We start from the raw sequence: 21,791 nt of genomic DNA, 5'->3' as shown, positions 1-21,791 counted from the left end.
TAGATACAAGCGAGGGAATATAGTGCTTGTTCTATCTTTTTATAGTTAAACTAGGTACTCATTAAATTCAAGAAGAATAAAGCTAGCTAACCAAAAGAGTATCGCAATACGAATGATTACATACATTGTAAATTCAAAAGGAGTAAGATTTCTCTCTCGCTTTATTTTTTAAATAGTCTCACAGAATAAAAGGAACATAAAAGCAGGATTGCTATAGACATTTTATAGATGTTTTCTAAGAGGTTTATATTTTCTAATAACTCTTTCAGCATGTTTATCACCTATTCTGTAAAGTATATTACAGAGAAATAGATCTTGAGCTGTCTAGTTTCGTTTGTTTTTTATTTTCCCTGTATCATCAATTTCTACATCAGTTGAAATTGTTTGTAAATATTGAAGAGCTTTTTTCTTTTCTCCTTCATTTACAGGGGAAACTTGGTTGTTGCGAATGATATAAGGATTGAATGACATTTGGACATCCTTTCCTTTAAAAGTTAAAGTTAATACGCCAGTTTCAGCGCTTTTCCCATTCACATAACTCGGGAATAAAAAGTTACCTAATGAGTAAGCGATAGGAACTTTATTATAATACTCAAACCCTTGTAACCAATGTGGATGGCTCCCGACAATTGCGTTAGCTCCTGCTTCAACCATTTTAGGTACATATTGCTTTTGGTATTCTACCGGACGATTTGATTTTTCAACGCCCCAATGCATATAGACGATTAAATAGTCTGCATCTTTCTTTTGTTCTTTAATTGTTTTTGTTACAAGATTTAAATCATAGCCATTCGCAACGCCAGGTTTATTCTCACCAGCTACCCAATTAGAATCAGGCATAAATCGAACGAAGGAAAGAAATTTAAACTTTTTCCCTTTTACGGTCATTTCTCGTGCTATATATGCATCTTTCGCATTTTTTCCGGCTCCAATGTAAGGGAACTTTAATTTTTCTACGTGAGAAATCGTATCTAATAATCCATCTTGCCCATAATCAAGTGTGTGGTTATTCCCAATATTTACGATGTCATATCCAGTGTTTTTAATAGCTTGTAGTGTAGAGGGATCACTTTTAATCCAAAACAGTTGCCCAGGTGCTTTCTTTTCTTTCGTTGTAAATGCCGACTCTAAATTCACAAAAGAAATATCAGCTTTTTTTATTTCTTCTTTTACATGTTGGAATGGGTAATCAGCCCCATTCTTTTCGATTATAGGACGTAATTGCCAATCAAACATTGTATCACCAGAGAAGGTGAGTGTGATTTCTTGGTCTTCTATTTTCTTTTCGCTTTTTGAAGCGGTTTTACTAGATTTGTTTTGCAAATCGGGTTTGTCTTTTGCTTTTGAAATAAAAGAGTAATTGATTAATAAAACAATCGGTGTAATGAAAAAGGCTATTAACAAAAATCGTTTTAGTAAAGTTTTCATATATACCTTCCCTTTTAATATTATCCCGCAATTAAATTAACACTGAATCTATTAAAGGTAATTAAAGTTACAAAAAATAGCGGGTTATGTAGTGGAAAACATTTGTTAATATTCTCAATATTAAGTTAACATATAGATAACCTGTAAATCAATGTATAAACCAAAATATAGAAATAAAGAATTCGAAGGGTGAAGAATGAGAAATGGTTATATTAGGAGCAGTTGTAAATGGAATTTGTATTATATTTGGTACTTTACTTGGTAAATTATTTAGTAGGATTCCAGAAAGTATGAAAGGGACGATAATGCACGCAATCGGTTTAGCGGTTACTGTGCTTGGGCTTCAAATGGCATTAAAAAGTGAAAACTTTCTTGTTGTCATACTGAGTTTAGTGATTGGTACGGTAATTGGAGAATGGTTACAATTAGAAGAAAAGTTAAAACATTTAGGGGATTGGCTAGAAAATAAAGTTGGATCGAAAGGGAAAGGTAGCATATCAGAAGGTTTTGTAACAGCTACTTTAATTTTTGCAATTGGCGCGATGGGGATACTTGGTGCACTTGACAGTGGGATTCGCGGAAATCATGATATTTTATTTACAAAGGCGATTATCGATGGATTTATTTCTATTATATTAACGACAACTCTAGGAATTGGCGTAGTATTTTCGGCAATTCCAGTTGTTTTATATGAAGGTGGTATTGCAGTTTTTGCAACACAAATTAATAGTTTTGTCCCGAAAGAATTAATGAACCAATTTATAGTGGAGATGACGGCTACGGGCGGCATTATGATATCTGCTATTGGATTGAACTTGCTTAGTATTATTAAAATCAAGGTGGCAAATTTACTTCCAGGTATATTGGTAGTGGGTGTAATTGTTTCAATTATTTATGGTTACGGTTTGTTAGTAAATTAGTAGAGGATGGAAACACATATGGAGGAATTTCAATTTACAAAACGTGTGCATAAAATATTGGAGATTGCAGCAAAAGAGAGTGAGTATAACATAATTCACCCAGTCCATCTGTTTATAGGTATGTGTAAAGAAGGTACAGGAGTTTGCGCTGAGTTATTTATGTATTTGTTTCACAAAGTCGGTCCAGATTTTTTAGAAAAACTTTCGTTACGAAAACAATTCGATTTACATAATCAAGAGTATAAAAAAATAGGGCAATATAAACTATCTTATAAGGCGATAGAAATTTTACAAATAGCGAAGAAACGTATGGAACGCTTTCAGCAAGTAGTAGTAAATGAAGGACATGTTATGTATGCATTATTTCATGTAGATACAAATATTGGTGGATTTATACATACACAAATGCAAGAAGATATATTACGTATTACAGCTGCACCGAGAGACTTAGCGGTTGATTTAAATAGTTTTAAATCTATTTATAATACATTATTTTGTCATGTAAGAAGAGTTAGTCCTTCTGATTTTGATAAGTTATCACGATTTGTAGTGGATGAATTTGGTGAACGGTGGTTACAGTCGGTTGATTATGGATTTCGGACATATAACGAAAAGTTACCTATCTATATTGCACAGCAGGAGGAAGTAATAGTTGGTTTCGCCTGTTACGATGTAGTGAGAGGAAAGAAAGGCTTGTTTGGTCCAATGGGCATAGCGAAACAAAATCGTGTGAACGGTGTAGGAAAAGAATTATTGCATCATTGTTTATATAATATGAAGCAAGATGGATATGAATATGCGATTATTGGACAAGCAGGTCCCATTGAGTTTTACGAGAGAAATTGTAATGCTCGTTTAATACCGATAGATAATAAGTAACCAACTTCATATAGAGGAGTTGGTTTTATTATGAAAATGATGTAGAGATGTAGTGTTTTTTACTAGAAAATAGCGGGTTTTGTAGTAAATCTTGCATATAAAGCAAATTACTAAACTTTTTACAAGAAAGGGTGTAGAATGGGTATCTAAAGAAAGAAGGTGTGAAAATGGCCAGCTGGAAACGGAATTTAATGATTTGTTGGCTAGGTTGTTTTACCACTGCAGCCGGTATGAGTTTAGTAATTCCTTTCTTATCTTTTTATATTGAGGAATTAGGAGTAACTGGCACTTCAAGCATTGCACAGTGGTCGGGACTTGCATTTGGTGTAACATTTTTAATGGGTGCGATCGTATCGCCAATATGGGGAAAGCTTGGTGATATACATGGACGGAAATTGATGCTTATTCGTGCTAGCCTCGGTATGGCGATTATTATGACGCTTATGGGGTTTGTAACGGATGTGTATCAACTAGTCGCACTAAGATTTTTAATGGGAGCAGTATCTGGTTTCCTTTCAACAGCGATGACATTTATTGCAGCAGAAACTCCGAAAGAACATTCAGGTTGGGCGATTTCCACAATTTCAACTGGTGGTGTGAGCGGTTCGTTACTTGGCCCGTTACTTGGCGGTTATTTGTCTGAGTTAATTGGAATGCGTCATGTCTTTCTTGTTACGGGAGCTTTTTTATTCCTTTCCTTTCTCATCGTTTTTTTCTTCCTGCATGAAGAAAATCACTCTGCTCAAGCAAAAAAAACACAGCCGAAAAAAGTATGGACGATGGTCCCAGCGAAGCATTTAATTATTAGTTTATTTGTAACAACATTTATTATTCAACTTGCTAATATGTCAGTTCAACCAATTGTTACATTGTACGTGAAAAATTTAGTAGGTCCTCATACTGCACATATTGAAACAATTGCGGGTGCAGTTATGTCAGCGACAGGATTAGCAGTTATTTTGGCAGCACCAAGACTAGGAAGATTATCAGATCATATCGGTCCTCAAAAAACGTTAGTTGTAGCGTTATTTGCTGCAGGAATTATTTTTATCCCGCAAGCATTTGTAACGTCAGCTTGGCAACTATTAATTCTTCGATTTTTATTAGGTATCGCACAAGCAGGATTATTACCTTCCGTACAAACTCTACTAAAACAACATACACCAACCCATGTTACGGGACGAATATTTGGATATAATCAATCATTTCAGTTTTTAGGAAATATGATTGGTCCAGTGCTCGGGGGACAAATTGCAGCGCATGCAGGTTTCCAATATGTTTTCCTCTCTACATCTTCACTATTATTTATTGCGTGTATTTGGGTTTATTTTCATAATAAGAACGAAGAGGTATCAGAGAACCGACATTTGGAAGTTAGTTAACTAAGTGAATGAAAAAGAAAAAGGATGAAGCAGCATGTGCTTCATCCTTTTCTTTAAAATCGAACACAAAGATAACTTAATGTACCAAGCTCGTAACTACGGTGAATGACTTCACCGCTATTTTCACCACTTCCCATAGCGATAAATAAAGGAACAAAATGTTCTGCTCTTGGTACTGCTAATTGTGCATGAGGAGCATTTTTCTCCCAATTAAACAATGCATCTTTATCGTTATTCTGCATATGTTTAATAATCCAATCATCAAATTCAATTGCCCATTTTTCAGGTGTAGTTTGATTCCATTTCAGTGCTCGTAAATTATGAACGGTAACGCCACTCCCGATTACTAAAATATCTTCTTGTCCGAGTCCTTTAAGTGCTTCTCCAATTTCAAATTGTTCTTTTGCAGAAAGGAATGGATTGACTGATATTTGCACGACAGGAATATTTGCTTCTGGATACATGCGGTGCAGGAGTGTCCATGAACCATGATCTAAACCTCTCGTCATATTATGATGGACTGAAATACCTTTGTTCTTAAATTTTGTTTCTAAAATAGATGCAATATGAGAAGAGCCTTTCGCACGATATTTGATTTCGTATAACTCAGGGGGAAAACCTCCAAAATCATAAATTGTTTCATACTCGTTATCTGATGAGGAAATCGTTAATACTTCACTTTCCCAATGAGCAGTGAAAATAACAATTGCTTTCGGTTTATATGTTTCTCCAAGTGTTTTTAAAAATCGTGTATAGTCTGTATCTTGAATAGCGAGCATAGGCGAACCATGTGCTAAAAATAATGATGGCATCATAATAGTAGGAACCTCCTAAAAATTATATAGTTACTTTATGTAAGTAACTATATAATTTTATTTTGAATTCGTCAAGAAATTAGTTTAAAAGCAAGTCTGAAAAATACATCATTTGTCATAATGAAAGCAATTACATATAATATAAAATAAGAAAAGTGAATGGATATTCATTTTCTTAAAGCTATACATAATAGAGTTGGGGGCTGACGAAATGAATGTACAGGAAAGTTTCGTTACGGCATTGGATGGATCGGAAATTTATTTGCGTAAGTGGTTACCAGAAGGAGATCCGAGAGGAATTATTCAAATTGCACATGGCATGACAGAGCATGCAGGGGTGTATACAGAATTTGTAGATGCTTTATTGGAAGCAGGGTATGGTGTTTATGCGCATGATCATAAAGGACATGGGAAAACAGTAAAAAAAGAAGAAGATTATGGTCATTTTGAACCAAATATAGGCTGGAATCAAGTTGTATCGGATGTTATCTTTGTTTCAGAAAAGATAAAAGAAGAGCAGTCAAGTCCTTTGTTTTTACTTGGACATAGTATGGGTTCTTTTTTATCAAGACGTGCTGTACAACTTAGAGGCGAATTATATGATGGATTTCTGATTTCAGGAACAGGTGGAAATCCAGGGCTTTTAGGAGCTATTGGTCATAAAGTAGCAACAATCGAAATGAAATTGCGTGGGGCAAAAACGAAAAGTCCAATGTTAAACTTTTTATCTTTCGGAAACTTCAATTCGAACTTTAAGCCAAATCGTACAAAATTTGATTGGTTATCTTCAGATAATAATCAAGTTGATAAATATATTGCGGATCCGTTATGTGGTTTCATTTGTACGACGAGTTTTTACCGAGAATTATTTTCTGGTGTATTAGAAGTAAATAAACTAGAAGAATACAAGAAGACGCCAAAGAATCTTCCAATACATATATTCTCTGGTGATCGTGATCCTGTTGGCGATATGGGGAAAGGTGTAAAAGAAGTATATGAAAACTATAAAAAATGTGGTGTGAAAGACGTGACACTACGTTTATATGAAAATGGTAGACATGAAATGTTTCATGAAGTAAATAAGGATGAAGTATTTAAAGATTTAATTTCGTGGTTAGATGCGCATAATAAATGAGAAAGATAATCCCAAACTGTTTGTAGTTTGGGATTATTTATTATACAGAAATAGGGGCAATAAATTCTTAAATTCACTTTACTTAATAAAAATAAAAATATTGTATGAGAGGAAACCTCACTTTTCTGAAGTGAGGTTTTTGTAGTAACAAGTAATAGTGAATAAAACTAATTTTAAAAGTAATTTAAAATTAAACTTTTTATAAAGCAACAGATGCTCGTTCATAATAGTAGTATAATAGTGAATGAGGTGTTAATAGAATGGAAGATAGAACGTTAGGTTTATTACTAGATGTTGTTGGGGAACTATTTTCAGATGAAATTTCAATTGCTGTTTCGAATACGAAAGAATATATTTACTATCGGCCAAGTAAACGAATTGATTTAAAGATTAGTGTCGGGGATCCTATAAAGGAAGGAACGATTGCTCATAAAGCGATGGTGATGAATCAAAAAACATCTGAGTTTATGAATCGGGATGTTTTTGGTATTCCTTATCATGGAATGGCTGTACCATTTTCAAACAATGGAAAGCTTGAAGGGTGCGTGACGGCAATTTATCCAGCTTTAACGGATGGAAAGTCAGTTGTTACTTTAAAAACAACAGACGGCTGGATTCCGGTTCCTTTTTCAAAGGTTATGTATTTAGAGGCTAAAGATAAAAAGACGTATGTGAATTCAGAAGAGTTATCAGGAACACATAAATACTCTCTGCAAGAATTCGAATACTTGCTTCCGAAAGATTCATTTATTAGATGTCACCGTTCGTTTATTGTAAATGTTAATCATATTAAAGCGATTTATCCTGATACCCATTCTACTTTTGTACTTTCGATGGATAATGGTGAGAGAGTACCAGTTAGTCAATCATACGCTAGTTATTTCCGTAAACTTCTAGGATTCTAAATTTTTCTGCTTTAGAACCTAGATTTGCTGTTCTGTCTGAATTTTCGGCATTGTATACTAAAATCCCTATTTTGATAGTGTTAATGTGTAAAATAATTATGAATATTCAATGAGAGAGGGATTACATATGGAGAACAATTTAGATAGAATCAGAGATCAACGTCTAAAAGATCGGGTAGTTACACCTGAAGAAGCAGCTTCCTGGATTCAAAGTGGAATGACTTTAGGCTTAAGTGGGTTTACACGTGCAGGTGATGTAAAAGCAGTCCCATTTGCGCTTGTAAACCGAGTTAAGAATGATGAATCTTTTAAAGTAAATGTTTATACTGGGGCTTCTTTAGGATCGGATGTAGACAAATTATTTGCTGAGGCAGGAATTTTAGGGAAAAGATTACCTTTCCAAGCTGACGCTACTATGCGAAAAGGAATTAATAACGGAGACTTTTTATTTGTGGATCAACACTTGTCTCATACAGCAGAGTTACTCCGTGCTGACGTTCTGGATATAGATTTCGCTATTTTGGAAGCGGTTGCGATTACAGAGGACGGAATGATTATTCCAACCACTTCAATTGGAAATTCCTTAGCGTTTTCCTTAAATGCTAAGTCTATTATTATTGAAATGAATATGGCTCAATCCGCGCAATTAGAGGGGCTACATGATCTATATGAACCAGGTAAACAAGGGGAGAGGCTTCCAATTCCGCTTGTGAAAACAGATGACCGAATTGGAACAATCGGTATTCCAATTGATCCTGAAAAAGTAAAGGGAATTGTGTTTACGAATCAATTGGATTCGCCATCGACAATTGTTCCTCCGGATGAAGAAACTGTTATTATGGCACAGCATTTAATAGAATTCCTTCGAGAAGAAGTCAAAGTAGGCCGATTAACAAATCGTTTAGCGCCGTTACAATCAGGAATTGGTTCAGTGGCTAACGCCGTATTGCATGGAATGTTAGATTCAGAATTTGAAGATTTAGAAGTATATTCCGAGGTTTTACAAGATGCAGTTTTTGATCTTATGGATGCTGGAAAAGTCAATTTTGCTTCTTGTTGTTCTATCACGCTTTCTGAAGAGAAAATGCAACAAGTATTTTCTAACTTTGAAAAATATCGTGACAAATTAATGATGCGTCCACAAGAGATTTCCAATCATCCTGAAATTATTCGTCGCCTTGGATTAATCTCAATTAATACTGCATTAGAATTAGATATATACGGAAATGTTAACTCTACTCACGTTTTAGGTACAAAAATGATGAATGGTATTGGTGGGTCTGGTGATTTTGCAAGAAATGCTCGCCTAGCTATCTTTGTTACTAAATCGATTGCGAAAGGTGGTAACATTTCAAGTATCGTTCCTTTCGTTTCTCATGTAGACCATACTGAACATGATGTAGATGTTATCGTCACTGAACAGGGATATGCCGACTTAAGGGGACTTGCGCCAAGAGAAAGAGTGGAACTTATTATTGAGAATTGCGCACATCCAATGTATCGTGAACAGCTACGAGCTTATTACGAAGAAGCAAAAATAAGAGGTGGACAAACTCCTCATATTTTAGAAAAAGCTTTTTCTTGGCATACGAACTATGCTAAAAATGGAACAATGCTTGAAGCGGTAGTAGAAACTGTATAGGTTTGTATCGTACGAAATAGTAAAACGAATGAGTGAGCTTGAAGATTAAATTTTAGAAAAAGAGAACGCCAACTTTTAGGGATGAACTGCACCCCAATTGTTAGACACAGTCTAACAATTGGAGGTGCAGTTTTTCTATGGCTAAATTTACAGCTGATGAAAAAGTACAAATCGTTCTACGTTATTTGAATGGAAATGAAAGTTATCGAGAAATGGGTAAATCGATTGGTATAAGTGACACAATTATTTTGAATTGGGTAAACCAATATAAACAGAATGGTATGGAAGCTTTTCTAAAACGATGTACAAATTACACACAACAATTTAAACTAGACGTACTAAACTTTATGATTGAAAACGGTATGTCCTTATTTGAGACGGCAGCTATCTTTAACATTCCTGCCCCTTCAACGATTTCTGTTTGGAAAAAACAGCTCGAAACACAAGGAATTGATGCCCTTCAATCTAAGAAAAAGGGGCGTCCATCCATGAAAAAAGATTCAAATAAACAAGTAAAACAAGCTTTAGCTGAAGGGTCAGTCGAAGCACTTGAAGCACGTATTCAACAGCTTGAAATGGAAAATGAGTACTTAAAAAAGTTGAATGCCTTAGTTCAAAACAAGGAAAAATCACGAAACAAGACAAGGCACAAGTAGTCTATGAATTAAGGCATAAATATTCAGTGAAGGCACTCGTGGAGCTAGCTGGTATTCCACGGAGTACGTATTATGATTTAGTAAAGAAAATGAATCGTCCGGATCAAGATGCCGATTTGAAAGCTGAAATTAAAGCAATTTATGAGGAAAATGAAGGTCGTTATGGCTACCGTCGCATTCGTGATGAGTTAACGAATCGTGATCAGAAAGTGAATCACAAGAAGGTTCAGCGCATTATGAAAGAGCTTGGATTAAAGTGTGTTGTGCGTATGAGGAAATATAAATCCTATAAAGGGAAAGTCGGTAAAATTGCACCTAATATTTTAGAGCGTAATTTTTATACAGATGCCCGAATCAAAAATGGGTAACGGACATCACAGAGTTTAAATTGTTTGGAGAGAAACTGTATGTATCACCTGTATTAGACTTGTATAATGGTGAAATTATTACCTATACAATTGGTTCTAGACCGACGTATTCACTTGTTTCAGAGATGTTAGAGAAAGCATTAGAACGCTTACCTGAAAATCACCAGCTACTAATGCATTCGGATCAAGGATGGCATTATCAAATGAGACAGTACGTCCGGACACTTGAATCAAGAGCTATCGTCCAGAGTATGTCTCGAAAAGGCAACTGTTACGACAACGCAGTAATAGAAAATTTCTTTGGGATTATGAAGTCAGAGTTCCTATACATAAAAGAATTTGAAAATGTAGAGCACTTTAAAATAGAATTAAAAAAATATATAGATTATTATAATACGAAACGGATTAAGGCAAAATTAAAAATGAGCCCGGTACAATACCGGACTCACTTTTATCAAGCTGCCTAATGAAATAACCGTGTCTAACTTTTAGGGGTCACTTCAAATGGCGTTCTTTTTCTTTAAAAAAATTGTTGAAAATCGTACTGATTATAATAAAGATTTATAAAATCAATTTCTATTTTATGGAAATTAAAGGTTTTTTTGAAGTGCTTCCCGAATCAATTTAGTAGTGTACATATTGAAAGTGAGGAAAAAGAATCATGAAGATAAGAGAAGCATTATTAAGTGAAGCAAATGAATTAAGTGAACTCGCACTGCATTCAAAAGCAACGTGGAATTATAGTGAAGAATTCATACTTGCTTGTAAGGAAGATTTAACAATTACGGAAGAGTACATAAAAAATAATTTTGTATATGTTTTAGTAAACGATAATGCGAAGATTGGTTTTTTCTCATTTTTACGTAATGATAAAGCTCTCGATTTCTTGTACATTCATCCTCATTACAAAGGAAAAGGTTACGGGAAAATACTTTGGGAGTATGTAATAGAAAAAGCCAATGAACTAGGATTAAAAAGTTTTACAATTGATAGTGATCCGAATGCAAAAGGATATTACTTGAAAATGGGAGCACAGTTAATAGGAGAGACACCATCAACTGTCTTTAAGGGTCGTGTACTGCCTCTTTTGAAATATGATGTGTAAAACTATTAATAGTAGGGGAAGATTAGAATGGATGATGTAAAGGAAAAAAGAATATATGAAGCACTAATAAAATCGTGGTCGATTGAAACGAGTTCAAAGTGGACAATTGAAAACCCAGCAAAGGGACAATGTGGTGTTACAGCTCTTGTCGTTCAAGACATATACGGAGGAGAAATTAAAAAGACAAAAGTAAGAGAGGTATGGCACTTTTATAACTTTATAGATGGGCAGAGATTTGATTTTACAGAGACTCAATTCAATGGGAAATTGAATTATATGGATGAAAAGTCAAATCGGGAAGAAGCATTTGCAGATACAAATGAAAAGCAATATAACATTTTGAAGGGAAAAATAACGAAAGAATTAAAATTATCTTTTGACTCTTAATCTTTAATAAGTTACTATAATGGTGGTAACTTATTAAAGGGAACTTCATAGAGTTGAAAGGGGAAATACTTTTGAAAACAACTTATGTAAACGCTACAATTGTAACGATGAATGAACAAAACGAAGTGATAGAAAATGGATATATCATTGTAGAAAATGATCAAATTATAGATGTAAAGAGCGGAGAATTCGCTAATGATTTTGAAGTAGATGAAGTAATTGACATGAAAGGAAAGTGGGTTTTACCAGGGCTTATAAACACACATACACACGTTGTAATGAGTCTCTTAAGAGGTATTGGCGATGATATGTTATTACAACCATGGCTGGAGACGAGAATTTGGCCACTTGAAAGTCAGTTTACTCCAGAGCTTGCGGTTGCTAGTACGGAATTAGGATTACTTGAAATGGTGAAAAGTGGTACAACATCATTTTCTGACATGTTTAATCCAATTGGAGTAGATCAAGATGCAATTATGGAAACGGTATCAAGGAGTGGAATGCGAGCTGCTGTTTCAAGAACTTTATTTAGCTTCGGAACGAAAGAGGATGAAAAGAAAGCAATTGAAGAAGCTGAGAAATATGTGAAGCGTTACTATAAAGAAAATGGCATGTTAACTACGATGGTTGCACCGCATAGTCCATATACATGTTCTACAGAACTGTTAGAAGAATGCGCACGTATTGCAGTAGAAAATCAAACGATGGTCCATATTCATCTTTCGGAAACAGAGCGTGAAGTACGTGATATTGAAGCACAATATGGAAAACGTCCAGTAGAATATGCAGCGAGCTGCGGATTGTTTAAACGCCCAACAGTTATTGCACACGGTGTAGTATTAAATGACGATGAGCGTGCATTTTTAGCAGAACATGATGTTCGAGTAGCACATAACCCAAATAGTAATTTAAAACTAGGTTCTGGTATAGCGAATGTAAAAGCGATGCTAGAAGCAGGAATAAAAGTAGGAATTGCAACAGATAGTGTTGCGTCTAACAATAATTTAGACATGTTTGAAGAAATGCGCATAGCGACTTTATTACAAAAAGGTATTCACCAAGATGCAACAGCATTACCAGTTGAAACAGCTCTTTCTCTTGCGACAAAAGGAGCTGCGGAAGTAATCGGGATGAAACAAACAGGGTCACTAGAAGCTGGTAAGTGTGCTGATTTTATTACGATTGACCCGTCTAACAAGCCGCATCTACAACCAGCAGATGAAGTGTTATCACACCTTGTATATGCTGCGAGTGGTAAAGATATAAGCGATGTAATTATTAACGGAAAACGTGTCGTTTGGAATGGCGAATGTAAAACGTTAGATGAAGAGCGTATTATATTTGAAGCACGTCGTTATAAACGAGGTCTGCAAAGATAGATAATTATGTGGCAGTTGAAAAAGCTATCCTTTTAAAAGGATAGCTTTTTTCTTGAACGAATAAATATTCAAAAGAATGTCGCATCTTTCTGTTAGTATTTCTGCTATAATATATTACGCTTTATAATATTTTATATTTAAGGAGAACAACTCATGAAGCGAAAAAAGAGCCATTTAATGGTAATGGCACTTGTTACATCTTTATTATTAACAGCTTGTAATAATAAAGCGAATAAAAGTGATACAGAGGTTAAAAAACAAGTGTTAAATGTAACAGTATCAGAAGAAATTCCTTCTCTGGACACTGCGAAAACAATGGATGGTACATCAGCCCACGTTATGCAGAATATATTTGAGGGGTTATATGTATTAAATGATCAAGATCAGCCTATTCCAGCAGTAGCAAGATCGTTTAAAAGAAGTGAAGATGGTAAGAAATATACATTTGATTTGCGTAAAGATGCAAAATGGTCAAATGGAGACAGTGTGACAGCAAATGATTTTATATTTGCATGGAAACGTGCAATTAATCCTGAAACGGCATCTCAATATGCATACATGCTCTTTTATGTGAAAAATGCGAAAGAGATTAATAAGGGAACAATGCCTCTTGATGCACTTGGGGTTAAAGCAATAAATAATTATACGTTAGAAGTTGAACTCGAACAGCCAGTTCCGTATTTTTTACAGTTGTTAGCACTACCTATATACTTACCACAGCATGAATCATTTTTGAACGAACAAGGAAACAATTATGCATTGGAACCTAGTAATCTCATATATAACGGTCCATTTGTATTAGAAAAATGGAAGCATGAACAAGAGTTTCAATTAAAGAAGAATGCTACATATTGGGATCGAAAGAAAGTGAAATTAGACGAAATAAACTTTCATATCGTAAAGGATACAATGACAGCTGTAAATTTATATGAAGCCGGAGATTTAGATCGAGTACCTATTAATTCGCAAGTTGTAGACAAGTATAAAGGGAATAAGGAATTACATATGTCGAGTGATCCTGGAATTGCTATGCTTCGTTTTAATGAAAAAAATAACGCGTTAGCAAATAAAAAGGTGCGTCAATCTATTTCATTAGCGTTAAATAAAGATGATTTCGTTGCTCACTTTATTAATAACGGAGCAAAACCTGCAAGTGGACTTGTACCAGTTGGTCATGTAAATGAAGTGACTGGTAAAGATTTTAGAAAAGAAAATGGAGATATTTCCTCATATGATTTGCAAAATGCGAAAAAACTTTGGGAAGAAGCGAAAAAAGAGCTTGGGGTAGAACAAGTAAACCTAGAGTTCTTAACGTTCGAACAAGATAACGCAATACGTATGGCAGAATATATAAAAGGTGATTTAGAGAAGAATTTGCAAGGGTTAACGATACAAATTAAACAACAGCCATTTAAGCAAAAATTACAGTTAGAACAAATAGGTGATTACGATATAACTATGGCAAATTGGGGACCTGACTATAAAGACCCAATTAGTTATTTAGAGTTATTTACGACAGGGAATCCGAATAATAAAATGAATTATTCTAATGTTCGTTACGATGAATTAATAAAGAAAGCGAAAACGGATTTTGTACTAGATACGGAAAATCGATGGAAAGCGTTGCGAGAAGCCGAGCAGGTATTATTAGAAGATGCTGCGGTGGCGCCGCTTTATCATATTGGCTCAGCATATGTACAAAAGGATTATGTAAAAGGAATTGAAAAGCATCAATTTGGTGGTATTTATACTTATAAGAATGCTTATATTGCTAATGAATAAATACAAAAAACCTTACTTTTTAAAAGTAAGGTTTTTTTACAGAGGACCGGGAAATCCTTTGGTGGTGTTCCTAGCATATAAAGAAGAGAAGTGCAAAATTGTAGTTACACATTCATAAGAAGTTGCAACAAATAATATTGAGCAGTTTGTTTAAGTAAAGAGAAGCATAGAAATATAGCATACAAGGAATAAGGGAATGTAGTACAGATCAGCATACAAGCATTTTCTTTCTGTAACTATGTTTGTTTTTAATTATATAAAAAATATTAGGTTATATATTTTGTCCTTGGTATACTTAAAAGGTAATTTGGGGTATTAAGATGAATTGATAGAGGTGTTTGTGTGGAATTATTTGAGTATTATAAAAAAAGGGGGCGGTTTAAGTGTTTAATTGGGACAGGGATTTTTCTCTTTGGATTATATTGTTTGTATAATAGTTGGGGTGATGTTAATTGGGGAGAAATAATATTTATGGTTATAGCTTCGTTTGTTTTTGGGGGGATTGGATTTTGGCAATTAAGAAAAGGGAACTTATTAGAAGAGAATATAGCTAAAAATGATTTGAAGTTTTGGGATATTGATACTTATGTTTTACTAGAATTACCTCAAAATAATAAACATTACGGTTTATATACTCCCGATGGGGCCTATATAGTAGGAACAACTATGGTTTCAACTGATATAATTTCTTCAAAATTACCTTTTTTAAAAAACAAGCAAGTTATTGGATTGGAAGCAAAGGATGGGGAAACTCTTGCATATTTTCATAGTGAAGTTGAAAACTATGATTGGGCTATTTATGACTCAAATTATAATTGTGTAGGTATGTTTAAAGAAAATATGATACAAGGATTTGGAATGGTACGTGGTTCTTTAATGAATGAAAAAGAGATAAGACTTTCTGAAGTAGAAGTTGAATTTGATTTTTTCGAAACTTCTTTTCGTACAATGGATAACCGGATATTAATAAACTGTAAAAGAGGATATATGCCTTTGGAATGGAGCGAAAGATTCGGATTAAATGTACCTATTATTAAATTAGGTAATAATATTTCTAATGCTGAAAAGATATTTGGTTTAGGGTTCTTTTCTATATTTTAGAAACAATTAAAGTAAGAAAAAGTAGGGTTTTTAATGATTAGAGTTTCAAAATTATTTAAAAAAGAAATTGAAGAAAAGCAGTGATTCTTTTTAGGTGTTGGTGTTTTTGAAATAGTTAAAGAATGAATCTTAATTCACATATACATAAAAAAGGGGAATTTCTATGAAATCATTACGTTTATTTATGATTCTCACTCTTGTTGTATTGTTAAGCGCGTGCAATACAGCGACACAAGTTACAAAGGTTCAAAAAAATGGCGAAACGACTTTAAAAATTGGTTCTCTGCAAGGGTATTACGATGTACAAACACTTAAAGCTGAAAAAGGAAATGTGGAAATCCCTTATGAAGCAGCTGTTGAAGAAGGTACGATTTTATTACAAGTTACAAAAGATGATAAGGTTATTTATGAAGAAGAAATCACTTCTCAAAAAGAAGGTTTGCTTTCTTTTGAAGCTTCAAAATCCGGATCATATGATTTAATTGTACGCGTGAAGGGTGAAAAAGAGAAAGCAAAAGAAATTCAAATACATACTAAGCTATGAAAAAACGGTAAGTGGAGTGCACCCGCTTGCCGTTTCCATTTTCAGTTGATTCTGTCACAACATATGTTTATCAATTTAAGAGGTGATCTTCCGAAATTCCTAATGAAGTTAAAATAAGAGATCAACAAAAAATATGTTACAACCTTGGCGTGGTAGTAACGGAATTTATAACTCTCTTTTACACGATAAAAAGACTGGGTTTGATACATTTTTATTCGAAAGAGATGTAGATGGTAAAAAGCAAGTAGTAGTATTTAGGAGAAGGGACATAAGGTGATGCTCTTTTTGGAGAAGGTGTACTAGATCTTACTACCGATATTGATTATATATGGGGGGAAATAAGTTGAAAAGCATTGAAGTTCTAAATACATATATTGAAGGGAGTTCTGTTTCAATCCCTACGTGGTTAAAGCATCTAATTGAGGCAGAGGAGATACATCAAAATTATGAGAATGTACAAGTACTTGGTGCATTAAAAACAGATGCGGTGTTGTACTATGTACACCGTACGCTGCAAGTGTTGGATGGACTGTCTTTAGATGAAGAAGCATATCGTATTATTGAAAAGGTACTAACGTATAGTGAGCTTGCAAAGGTAGGATCTTTAAAACAGCGGGAGCAATGGAAGAAAAAAGGGATTAATCTATTGGTACATAACGAGGGTTCTGCTGATATCTTTAGTGATATTCAGTTTATTGAACGTGTAGAGACAAACTTAAACTCTACTGAGTATTTGTTTATTCAAGATTTAATTAGAACACATGGATTAATCGGGCAGTATATACGCGGGGAGGCTCGTTTGGACTCTCATGTTGATTTAATTAACACATATAAAGAAGAATACGGAGACGTTAGGTTAAAGGAGATTCTATACTATCTTAACCAATGCATTATTGAGGGCGTATCAAAAGCTTTGTGGAGTGAAGTGAAGAACGATGTGAAGATTACAATTGATGGTCTGTTTGATGGTTATATGGAGCCATTTACTTCTCGTATACATAGACTCACGCCAAAACATAAGGAGTCAGCATTTGAAAAAGATATAATTATGGGGAGCGAGAAGAGTGACGTTCAAACATTCCTATCTAATAAGGATTTGTGGTATGTAGAACCTTCTATGCATGCTCTTAGCTTTGAGGATATTTGGACAGTTTTTGTTATGTTAAAGAATGAGATAGGCACTAGAAAAGTTCAGCATATACATTTCGAGAAATTGATGCAGCAGCTACATTATGATTTCAAAGGCGAAAAAAAGGACAACGTGTATCGTAAGCGAGTTATTGAGAAGTATCTACGGGAGTACCGTGAGAACGAGAAACCGAATACAACGCATGTTTCTTTTCAGGTTAAAGTCGATGAAGATATGAAGACTGCGTATGTGTCGTTTCGGTTTTCTGCTGTAGGTGAGGCGTTAATTACCTTCTGTGTAGAGGCAGAAAAGATAGATATGATGCATGCTCGGGCAAATGTGCTGCTGTTTGATTTCTTCGGGTTACGAAAGGATGCATATGATAGATTCCATAACGAAGAAGTGTATCTGGAGCATATGAATAGCTCGGCTGATGATAAACGAATTATTCTTGATTATATAAAGGGAGATACGATTGTAGATGTCGGAGCCGGTGGTGGTGTCATGCTAGACATGATTGAAGAAGAGACCGAGGATAAACGAATCTACGGTATCGATATTTCCGAAAACGTGATTGATACGTTGAAAAAGAAGAAGCAGAACGAGGGGCGTTCTTGGAACGTCATTAAAGGGGATGCAATCAATTTAAGCAGCTCATTTGAAAAAGAATCGGTTGATACGATTGTATATTCTTCTATCCTTCATGAGCTGTTCTCTTATATCGAGTATGAAGGTAGGAAATTTAATCATGAAGTAATTAAAAAGGGGCTGCAGAGTGCTTATGAGGTGTTAAAGCCAGGAGGCCGTATTATCATTCGTGATGGCATCATGACCGAAGATAAAAGGTTAATGCGGGTGATTCGTTTTAAAGATGCAGGCGGAATGAAGTTCTTAGAGCAGTATGTCCAAGAATTTAAGGGGCGTATAATCCAGTATGAGGTACTTGCAGACAATACAGTCAAAATGCCTGTTAATGATGCAATGGAGTTCTTATATACGTATACTTGGGGTGAGGATTCCTTTGTTCATGAAGTGCAGGAGCAGTTTGGAATTTTTACGCCAAACGACTATAAGGACTTCGTAAAGGGTATCTTTGGAGATAAAGTAAATATCGTTCAAGCTATGAACTATTTGCAGGATGGATATACAAACCATCTTAGCGAGAAAATCGAGTTTACAGATGAGTCTGGGAATGCTGTTACGCTACCAGATAGTACGTTCTTTATGGTTTTAGAAAAGAGGTAATGATGTTGAAAGACTTTAAAAATATAATTTTAAGAAACTTAATTTAATAGTCTTCAGTTAAATAGCGTATTTTTAGAGTAATGAAAAATTCCTAATTTCTTAACTTTATACCGAGAAACATATCCAAGTGGGGTATTGACGATTAAAACCGGGAATATTAGAACAAATTCGCTAGCTGAAATCTATCGAAACTCCCCTGTTTTTCAAAATCTTCGTAATCCTGACAAGTATAAGGGAAAGTGTGGTGTTTGTGAGTTTCGATATGTTTGTGGGGGATCTCGTTCTAGAGCATATGCAATGACGGGGGATTATATGGAAAGTGAGCCTTTCTGCGTATACGTACCAAAAGCATTGCGAAAACAGAAAAAGAACATAAAAAAGGGCTATGAGTAAAAGCTTACTCACAGCCCTTTTTTAATGTTTTATAATGTATAGTACTTCGCATCCGTCATTAAAAATTCGCTACCTATAACTGTTGTACTGAAACAAGTTTTTTACACATGTATTCTACTAAACCGATTTTAATAAAGAATAAAAATTCGTATCATAGGGAATGTCATCTTGATACATATAATTTTTTAGAACTCCTTCTTTTTCAAAACCTAGTTTTAATAGCACTTTATTGGAAGCTTCATTTTCAAGAAATACAATTGCCCCAATCCGCTTTAAATGAATCGTATGGAAACCGTATGATATAACCTCAGAAACAGCTTCAGTCGCATATCCTTTTCCCCAGTGTTCAGGCAAAAAGGCATAACTTATATTGGCTCGTTTATGCTCAGAAGACCAATCGTGAAAACCAATGGTACCGATGAGTTCTTTCTTGTCTTTTAATTCGATTCCCCATTTTATACCGTTTCTTGCATTGTAACTCAACTTAAAGTTATGAATGATTTGTTTCACTTGATCAACATCTTGTAACGGTTTTTGGCCATAATAGCGCAGTACATTAGTATTAGAAAAGCATTGTAGTATACGCGGTGCATCTTCTTCGGTAAGTTCTCTTAAAATAAGTCTTTCAGTTTTTAATAAAGGAAACATATTTTCGCTCCTTTTCACATGAAAATAGAATGTATTTGTTATTATATAATTTAATCTGAAAATAAAGATTATTCAAGGTGTAAGGGTAGATTTGATTTATGATAAACTTAGATGTGGAATATATTTCAAAAAGAGGTTTGGAAATGGAAAAAATTCGATATTAATTGTAGATGACGATAAAGATATTATTCAATTTATTAATGTGAATTTAAAACAAGAAGGTTTTAAAGTTTTAGTGCTCATAACGGAGAAGAGGCTTTAGAAATAATAAATAATAACAGTATTCAACTTGCTATTTTGGATATTATGATGCCTCAAATGGATGGTATAGAACTTTGTAGAAGGATTAGAGAGAAACATAGTTTACCAATTATGTTTTTAAGCGCGAAATCATCGGATGTAGATAAGGTAATTGGATTTAGTACTGGGGCAGATGATTATATTGTGAAGCCGTTCAGTACAATTGAATTTATCGCAAGAGTGAAAGCTCAATTAAGAAGGTATACATATTTCAATCAAAATGCTCCCCAAGTAATGGAAAAGAAAATAAATATTAGAGGTTTAGAAATAGATGAAGTGTCGAGAACAGTAATGTTATATGGAGAAAGAATCAATCTTACGAAAACTGAATATGATATTTTTCACTTAATGGCAGCTGCAAGGAATCGTGTGTTCACAATTGAAGAAATATATGAGAGCGTTTGGAACGAAAGAGCCTATGAAAGTAATAATACAGTAATGGTTCATATTGCAAGATTGAGAAATAAAATTGAAGAGAATCCAAAAGAACCGAAGTTTATTCAAAATGTTTGGGGAGTCGGATATAAAATTGAAGATTAAATCATTACAAGGCATTAGAGCTAAGTTTTTTATCGCATTCATATGTAGCATCTTGTTAGCGACTGTAAGTATAATAGTGTTTCAAATTTTAGTTGGAAATATATATAGTCATGTTACTGCATTAGAAGAAAAATATTCATTTTTATATTTTATAGTTTTTTTGATTTTTACTACAACATACTTTGCATGTATGACAAAAACACTGATGAAAAGGTTGTCTCAAATTAACAAGAACCTGAAGGAAATAAGTGACGGTAATTTTGAAATACATATACCTATTTTGAAAAATGACGAGATTGGTGAACTAGCGGCAAATGTTAATAGAATGGCGAAAAGCTTAAAAGAGTCTATCGAGAATGAAAAAAAATCACAGGAAATGAAAAATGAAATGATTAGTAATATTTCTCATGATTTACGAACGCCAGTAACATCTTTAATCGGTTATGCGGACCTGTTAGGAAATAAACTTCATTCGAATGGAGAGGAATGTGAACAGTATGTAAGTATATTAAAGCGAAAAAGTTATGAATTAAAACATCAAATAGATGATTTATTAGAATACTGTCAAATAAATTATAGAGAGATTGAATTACATAAAGATGAAGTAGATATGAAAGCATTAATTGAACAAATCATGATTGACTTTGTACCACAATTAGATGATGCTAATATGAGCTTTTATATTAAAAGTGATGAAGTGCTGCATGTAGAAGTTGATGTAGCACTTATAGTGAGACTATTTGAAAATGTAATAGGTAATAGTATTATGTATGGAAAAGATGGAAAGGAAATTGCAATTGAAATTTCCAATAAAACAATGAATGTTGAAGTAGAAATTAAAAATTTTGGACAATGCATTCCGAAAGAGGACCTTCCTTACGTTTTTGAGAAATTTTATCGTAGTGAAAAATCACGTAGTTCTCATACGGGCGGGAAAGGAATAGGACTTGCAATTTCAAAAAGTATAGCCGATCTCCATCAAGGGGATATCACTGTACGTAGTAACGATAAAGAAACAGTTTTTACTGTGAAATTACCGCAGTATAAAAAAGTAAGAAAGTCGTAAGTATTTCTTTTATATGTTGTAATTTTTACTTTGTATCATTGA

16 protein-coding genes and 5 pseudogenes are annotated in these 21,791 nt (G+C 34.1%); 17 read left to right on the top strand and 4 right to left on the bottom strand.

The genetic code is table 11. The features are described from left to right. Window positions 1–45 precede the first annotated feature (45 nt). Together IQ781_RS06525 and IQ781_RS06520 are read right to left on the bottom strand one after the other, a co-directional pair. Window positions 46–272: pseudogene (locus IQ781_RS06525) on the bottom strand (hypothetical protein). A 52-nt stretch (window positions 273–324) separates the two neighbouring features. Next, window positions 325–1,428: a CapA family protein gene (locus tag IQ781_RS06520; RefSeq protein ID WP_139846992.1), complete on the bottom strand. Its 1,104-nt coding sequence runs from the start codon at window positions 1,426–1,428 to the stop codon at window positions 325–327. Window positions 1,429–1,631: 203 nt separating this feature from the next. Between IQ781_RS06520 and IQ781_RS06515 the strand changes: the two genes are divergently transcribed. The 3 genes from IQ781_RS06515 to IQ781_RS06505 all read left to right on the top strand — a co-directional run bounded on the left by IQ781_RS06515 (window position 1,632) and on the right by IQ781_RS06505 (window position 4,609). Then, window positions 1,632–2,348, top strand: coding sequence for a DUF554 domain-containing protein (locus IQ781_RS06515; protein WP_000236030.1), 717 nt, complete (start codon window positions 1,632–1,634; stop codon window positions 2,346–2,348). A gap of 18 nt (window positions 2,349–2,366) precedes the next feature. Then, window positions 2,367–3,227 (top strand): GNAT family N-acetyltransferase, encoded by an 861-nt coding sequence (locus IQ781_RS06510; RefSeq protein WP_139846991.1) that lies wholly within the window; start codon window positions 2,367–2,369, stop codon window positions 3,225–3,227. Window positions 3,228–3,394: 167 nt separating this feature from the next. After that, complete coding sequence (locus tag IQ781_RS06505; RefSeq protein ID WP_000179304.1) at window positions 3,395–4,609, top strand: multidrug efflux MFS transporter; 1,215 nt, start codon at window positions 3,395–3,397, stop codon at window positions 4,607–4,609. Between the two features lie 53 nt (window positions 4,610–4,662). Here IQ781_RS06505 and IQ781_RS06500 read toward each other — a convergent pair whose 3' ends face one another. After that, complete coding sequence (locus IQ781_RS06500; RefSeq protein ID WP_000982900.1) at window positions 4,663–5,424, bottom strand: DODA-type extradiol aromatic ring-opening family dioxygenase; 762 nt, start codon at window positions 5,422–5,424, stop codon at window positions 4,663–4,665. A gap of 211 nt (window positions 5,425–5,635) precedes the next feature. Here IQ781_RS06500 and IQ781_RS06495 point away from each other — a divergent pair, with 211 nt between their 5' ends. The 12 genes and pseudogenes from IQ781_RS06495 to IQ781_RS06440 all read left to right on the top strand — a co-directional run. Further along, window positions 5,636–6,559: an alpha/beta hydrolase gene (locus IQ781_RS06495; RefSeq protein ID WP_001102581.1), complete on the top strand. Its 924-nt coding sequence runs from the start codon at window positions 5,636–5,638 to the stop codon at window positions 6,557–6,559. 260 nt (window positions 6,560–6,819) lie between these two features. Further along, a complete protein-coding gene (locus IQ781_RS06490) occupies window positions 6,820–7,464 on the top strand; it encodes a LytTR family DNA-binding domain-containing protein (protein ID WP_000390211.1) in 645 nt (214 codons plus the stop codon). Window positions 7,465–7,591: 127 nt separating this feature from the next. Then, window positions 7,592–9,106, top strand: a complete 1,515-nt coding sequence (locus IQ781_RS06485; RefSeq protein ID WP_000429812.1) for a succinyl-CoA:acetate CoA-transferase ScpC — start codon at window positions 7,592–7,594, stop codon at window positions 9,104–9,106. A gap of 137 nt (window positions 9,107–9,243) precedes the next feature. Further along, window positions 9,244–10,597, top strand: a pseudogene (locus IQ781_RS06480) (IS3-like element ISBce19 family transposase). 194 nt (window positions 10,598–10,791) lie between these two features. After that, a complete protein-coding gene (locus IQ781_RS06475) occupies window positions 10,792–11,235 on the top strand; it encodes a GNAT family N-acetyltransferase (protein ID WP_000701899.1) in 444 nt (147 codons plus the stop codon). 27 nt (window positions 11,236–11,262) lie between these two features. Then, window positions 11,263–11,622, top strand: coding sequence for a YunG family protein (locus IQ781_RS06470; RefSeq protein ID WP_000342907.1), 360 nt, complete (start codon window positions 11,263–11,265; stop codon window positions 11,620–11,622). A gap of 53 nt (window positions 11,623–11,675) precedes the next feature. Beyond that, a complete protein-coding gene (locus tag IQ781_RS06465; RefSeq protein ID WP_139846990.1) occupies window positions 11,676–13,001 on the top strand; it encodes a bifunctional S-methyl-5'-thioadenosine deaminase/S-adenosylhomocysteine deaminase in 1,326 nt (441 codons plus the stop codon). A gap of 153 nt (window positions 13,002–13,154) precedes the next feature. Continuing rightward, the gene (locus IQ781_RS06460) at window positions 13,155–14,783 is read left to right on the top strand and encodes a peptide ABC transporter substrate-binding protein (RefSeq protein ID WP_000823515.1); all 1,629 of its coding nucleotides are present in this window, start codon (window positions 13,155–13,157) and stop codon (window positions 14,781–14,783) included. A gap of 342 nt (window positions 14,784–15,125) precedes the next feature. Next, window positions 15,126–15,925, top strand: a pseudogene (locus IQ781_RS06455) (ABC transporter ATP-binding protein). Window positions 15,926–16,047: 122 nt separating this feature from the next. After that, window positions 16,048–16,428: a BA_1872 family lipoprotein gene (locus IQ781_RS06450; RefSeq protein WP_000838922.1), complete on the top strand. Its 381-nt coding sequence runs from the start codon at window positions 16,048–16,050 to the stop codon at window positions 16,426–16,428. A 328-nt stretch (window positions 16,429–16,756) separates the two neighbouring features. Further along, the gene (locus IQ781_RS06445; RefSeq protein ID WP_002025623.1) at window positions 16,757–18,802 is read left to right on the top strand and encodes a class I SAM-dependent methyltransferase; all 2,046 of its coding nucleotides are present in this window, start codon (window positions 16,757–16,759) and stop codon (window positions 18,800–18,802) included. 117 nt (window positions 18,803–18,919) lie between these two features. Then, window positions 18,920–19,195, top strand: a pseudogene (locus tag IQ781_RS06440) (SPASM domain-containing protein); the annotation flags it as partial. 117 nt (window positions 19,196–19,312) lie between these two features. Here the strand turns inward: IQ781_RS06440 and IQ781_RS06435 are convergent. Continuing rightward, entirely contained in the window at window positions 19,313–19,843 is a 531-nt protein-coding gene (locus tag IQ781_RS06435) for a GNAT family N-acetyltransferase (RefSeq protein WP_000484221.1), read from the bottom strand. Window positions 19,844–19,986: 143 nt separating this feature from the next. Here IQ781_RS06435 and IQ781_RS06430 point away from each other — a divergent pair. Both IQ781_RS06430 and IQ781_RS06425 read left to right on the top strand, forming a co-directional pair. Then, a pseudogene (locus IQ781_RS06430) lies at window positions 19,987–20,683 on the top strand (response regulator transcription factor). Further along, window positions 20,649–21,749 (top strand): HAMP domain-containing sensor histidine kinase, encoded by a 1,101-nt coding sequence (locus IQ781_RS06425; protein ID WP_171287436.1) that lies wholly within the window; start codon window positions 20,649–20,651, stop codon window positions 21,747–21,749. Before IQ781_RS06430 ends, IQ781_RS06425 begins: the two are co-directional and overlap by 35 nt. The last annotated feature ends 42 nt before the right edge of the window (window positions 21,750–21,791 follow it).

The organism is Bacillus sp. N447-1, assembly GCF_022701035.1.
GTDB classification, from domain to species: Bacteria; Bacillota; Bacilli; order Bacillales; family Bacillaceae_G; genus Bacillus_A; species Bacillus_A cereus.
The sequence above is the reverse complement of the archived record's forward strand: the minus strand, read 5'-3'. Positions and strand labels throughout refer to the sequence as shown.